Here is a 4,407-nt window from a genome sequence, read left to right on the forward strand (position 1 = left end):
GAAACTTGGTCTGGTACATCATGCAAGGCAGCCTTCGAACTGAGCGCGGTGAAGGCGTCGTATTGCGCGAGATAGACGTCGCCGGTCAATTGCGACAGGAAATGCGCGCGGCGAAGCTGGTCCATGACCGGGCCCTTGACCTCGGAGAGGTGCAGGCGCACGCCCATCTCGTCGAGGCGGGTGTTGATCGTCTCCAGTGTCTCGACGGCGCTGAGGTCGATCTCGTTGATGGCCGAGCACATCAGCACCACGTCGCGCACCGGCCCGCCCGCCCGCACCCGGTCAAAGAGGTGATCCTCGACGAAGCGGGCATTGGCGAAATAGAGGCTCTGATCGGGGCGGAAGGTGACGACGGCGGGATCGGTGATCACCGCGTGGCGCAGGATGTTGCGGAAATGCTGGGTGCCGGGGACCAGCCCGACCTCGGCGATATGCGGTCTGGAACTGCGATAAAGATGCAGCCCCACCGACAGGATGACCCCGGCCGACACGCCGACCTCGACCCCGAAGCCGAGTGTCAGCACGATGGTGGCGGCGACGGCGGCGAAATCGGCCTTGGAATAGATCCAGGCGCGGCGCAGGATGGCGAAATCCACAAGTCCCAGCACAGCCACGATGATCGTGGCTGCCAGCGTGGCGATCGGCAGATCGTGGATGAGCGGGGTCAGCGACATTGCCGCGACCGCAAGCCCCAATGCGGTGAACGCGCCAGCCGCCGGCGTGACCGCGCCCGCGTCGAAATTCACGATCGAGCGCGCGAAGCCCCCGGTGACCGGATAGCCGCCGGTGAAGGCCGCGCCGATATTGGCCGCACCAAGGCCGATCAGTTCCTGGTCGGGGTCGACGCGTTGCCGACGCTTGGCCGCCAGTGTCTGGGCCACCGACATGGATTCGACGAAGCCGATGACCGAGATGAGCAGCGCTGGCATGAAAAGCTCTGCCAGGAGGTCGAGCGAGAACGAGGGCAGGGTGAAGGGCGGCAAGCCCTGTGGAACGACCCCGACCACCGCAACGCCACGGCCTTCGAGATCGAGCCCCCAGACGGCAAACGTCGTAACAGCGACGGCGGCGACCGGGCCGGCCTTGGTGAGGATATCCGCGAAGCGCGGCCCCAGCCCGATACGTCGCAAGGCCGGCTTCAGCCCTCGCCGCACCCAGAACAGGAACACCAGCGCCACGGCGCCGAGGATCAGCGTCACCGGGTTGACCTCACCCAGATGCGTGGCGAGCGCGAGCCCCATCTCGGGCAGGGTGCCGCCGCTGGCCTCGATCCCGAGGATGTGACGCAGCTGGCTCAGGGCGATCAGCAGCCCGCTGGCGGTGATGAAGCCCGAGATCACGGGATGCGACAGGAAATTGGCCAGAAACCCCAGCCGCAGCAGCCCCATGACCAGCAGGATCGCGCCCGACAGCCCGGCCAGCGTTAGCGCCGCGACGGCATAGCCTGCTGTGCCGGCCTCGGCCACCTCGCCGATCGCCGCCGCCGTCATCAGCGACACCACCGCGACCGGGCCGACGGCCAGCGTGCGGCTTGTTCCGAACACCGAATAGAGCAGGATCGGCACGATCGAGGCGTAGATGCCGGCCTCGGGCGGCAGTCCCGCCAGGATCGCGTAGGCTAGAGATTGCGGGATCAGCATGATGGTGACGATCACCGCCGCCAACGCATCCCCGCCAAGGGCATGACGGTCGTAATTGCGCCCCCATTCGAGCACCGGAAAGTATCGGGAAAGTTCAGGCATGAAGTGGATTTTCGGGATCCTGTCGGAAAACAATAAGAGACCCCGGAGGAACGCCCGGGATCGGACACTCTTGGTCTCTATGCGGGCTCTTCCGCCTTGGGAGCAATCTTTTCCGGGCGGGCCATCCATTCGTGGCCACGCAACATCGCCTTCCAATAGATGGGGGGCAAAATCCTTTCCTTGAGAAGCCAGGCCAGGCGGCTCGGTCTCGTGCCATCGACCACGAATTTCGGAAAACTCGGTTTCATGACGCCGCCATATCCGAACTCGGCCAGCACGATCTTGCCGCGCTCGACCGTCAGCGGGCAGGACCCGTACCCGTCATATTGCGCAACTGCCGCCCGGCCCTCGATGTCGGCCACGATGTTCTCGGCCACGACGGGAGCCTGCTTGCGTGCCGCGGCGGCCGTCTTGGCATTGGGGGCGTTCATCACGTCGCCGAGCGACCAGATATTGTCGTGGCTCTGGTGGCGCAGGGTGGCCTGATCCACATCCACCCACCCGGCCGCGTCCGCGAGCGGCGAGACACGGATGAAATCCGGCGCCGTCTGCGGCGGGCAGACATGGATCATGTCGAACTCCAGCGTCACGCGTTCGGGGGCGCTTTCGGGCTTTTTCACCTCGAAGGTCGCCTTGCGCGCCGGGCCGTCCACGGCCACGAGATTGTGGAAGAAATCAAGGCTCGCACCGTATTTGTCCATGTAGGATTGCAGCGCCGGCACGTAATCCTTCACCCCGAAGAGCACACCGCCAGCGTTGCAGAAATGGATATCGATGTTCCCGAGCGCGCCGTTGCGAAACCAGTGATCGGCGGAAAGATAGAGCGCCTTTTGCGGCGCTCCGGCACATTTGATCGGCATGGGCGGCTGCGTGAAAAGGGCGCGCCCGTCCTTGAGGCCCTGAACCAGTTCCCAGGTATAGGGCGCCAGATCGTAGCGGTAATTCGACGTGACCCCGTTGCGGCCAAGCGTCTCTTCCAGCCCCTCGATCGCCGACCAGTCGAGCTTGAGCCCGGGACAGACCACCAAGCGGTCGTATTTGACCACGCGGCAGCCATCGAGAATCACGGCATTGTCGGCGGGCTCGAACGCCGCAACGGCGGATTTGATCCAGTGCACGCCGCGCGGAATGAGGCTGCCCATGGTCTTGGCGGTCTCCGCGGGTTCGAATATCCCCGCCCCCACCATTGTCCAGCCGGGTTGATAATAATGGACGTCGGTCGGATCGATCAGCGCGATGTCCAGATCCGGTTTGCGGGACTTGAGGCTTGCCGCCACCGCGATGCCGCCCGCGCCGCCGCCGACGATCACGATATCGAATGTGGCGTCGCCCGAAATCGTCGGGGTCTTGCCGCCGTTGACGATGCGGCGCGCGACACCAGCCATGTCGAACCCCGCCGCCTTTGTGGCGGCAAGGATTTCAGACACCGGGCGCCGGTCGGCCTCGGTCAGCGACCAGAGCGTGGCAGACCGCGTGCCGGTCCGGCAATAGGCCAGGACCGGCCCGGGCAGTTCCAGCAGGGCCTGCCCGAACGCCTCGGCATCGCTGTCCTGGACCAGGCCGGAGGTCACGGGCAGATAGTGCGCCTCGATCCCCGCCGCCTTGGCTGCCGTTTCGATCTCTTCAAAATTCGGCTGATCAGCGCCCTCGCCGTCGGGGCGGTTGCAGATGATGGCCCGAAATCCCGCATCGCGGATCCTGGCCACGTCCTGCGGGGTGATCTGGGGGCTGACCGACAGCGCGTCGGTGATATTGTTGACTTGCATGATTTCTCCTCCCTCCACTTGGAATGCCGTCCGCTCTTACAGCCGGTTCACCGGCAGTTTCAGCATCTGGTTGCCGTCCTTGTCCCGAGGTACCTCGCCGGCGCGCATGTTGACCTGCAGCGAGGGCAGGATCAGCCGGGGCATGGCCAGCTGCGCATCGCGCTCGGTGCGGAACTTGACGAAATCCTCTTTCGTCTTGCCGCCGCCCACATGGATGTTGTCGGCCTTTTCCGCGCCGACGGTGGTCTCCCACTGGATGTCGCGCCCGCCGGGGCCGTAATCATGGCACATGAAAAGCCGCATGGCGTCGGGCAGGGCCAGCACCTTCTGGATGCTGTCATAAAGCGTGCCAGCATCGCCGCCGGGAAAATCGGCGCGCGCCGAGCCGCCATCTGGCATGAACAGCGTGTCACCCACGAAGGCCGCATCGCCCATCACATGCGTCATGCAGGCCGGCGTGTGGCCGGGCGTGTGCATGGCAAAGCACTGCATGCCGCCGATGGTATAGGTGTCGCCGTCGGCGAACAGCCGGTCGAACTGGCTGCCGTCGCGCTGAAACTCGGTGCCTTCGTTGAAGATCTTGCCGAACACGTCCTGCACCACGAGGATCTTCTCGCCGATGCCGATCTTGCCGCCGAGTTTCTGCTGGATGTACGGCGCCGCCGACAGGTGGTCGGCATGGACATGCGTCTCGATGATCCATTCCAGCGTCAGGCCCTCGGCCTTGATATGGGCGATCATCGCATCGGCGTGATCATAGGTGATGCGCCCTGCCGCCATGTCGATATCCATCACCGAATCGACCACCGCGCAGGTCGCCGAGCCGGGGTCGCGGACCACGTAGCTGATCGTGTTGGTGGCCTCGTCGAAGAACGCGGTAACCTGCGGGGTCACCTCCA

At 64.9% G+C, this 4,407-nt stretch carries 3 protein-coding genes; all 3 read right to left on the reverse strand.

Going from position 1 to position 4,407, the window contains the following annotated elements; all coding sequences use genetic code 11:
• A partial coding sequence (locus ACESL9_RS17120) for a SulP family inorganic anion transporter (RefSeq protein WP_372675310.1) occupies positions 1–1,742 on the reverse strand: 1,742 nt, incomplete at its 3' end.
• A gap of 77 nt (positions 1,743–1,819) precedes the next feature.
• Positions 1,820–3,508 (reverse strand): TIGR01244 family sulfur transferase, encoded by a 1,689-nt coding sequence (locus tag ACESL9_RS17125; RefSeq protein WP_372675311.1) that lies wholly within the window; start codon positions 3,506–3,508, stop codon positions 1,820–1,822.
• Between the two features lie 36 nt (positions 3,509–3,544).
• Positions 3,545–4,402: an MBL fold metallo-hydrolase gene (locus ACESL9_RS17130; RefSeq protein WP_372675312.1), complete on the reverse strand. Its 858-nt coding sequence runs from the start codon at positions 4,400–4,402 to the stop codon at positions 3,545–3,547.
• Positions 4,403–4,407: the final 5 nt, after the last annotated feature.

The sequence above is a fragment of the Aquicoccus sp. genome, from assembly GCF_041686535.1.
Classification (GTDB): domain Bacteria; phylum Pseudomonadota; class Alphaproteobacteria; order Rhodobacterales; family Rhodobacteraceae; genus Aquicoccus.